Here is a 208-nt window from a genome sequence, read left to right as displayed (position 1 = left end):
TGAGGTGGAAGCGTGGTGACACGTGGAGCTGACAGATACTAATAGATCGAGGACTTAACCTATATTCTAATGTGAAGCATGAACGTTGTTATCTAGTTTTGAGAGAACATTCTCTCCATCAGGTTTGGTGGCGATAGCGAAGAGGTCACACCCGTTCCCATACCGAACACGGAAGTTAAGCTCTTCAGCGCCGATGGTAGTTGGGGGT

The 208-nt window shown here is 47.6% G+C and carries 1 rRNA gene; it reads left to right on the top strand.

Annotated elements, in window-relative coordinates:
* Window positions 1-123 precede the first annotated feature (123 nt).
* Window positions 124-208 (top strand): 5S ribosomal RNA (gene rrf, locus R0K30_RS24025); the annotation flags it as partial.

This window comes from Bacillus sp. SIMBA_154 (genome assembly GCF_046536015.1).
GTDB classification, from domain to species: domain Bacteria; phylum Bacillota; class Bacilli; order Bacillales; family Bacillaceae; genus Bacillus; species Bacillus pumilus_P.
This window is presented reverse-complemented; position numbering and strand designations above follow the sequence as displayed.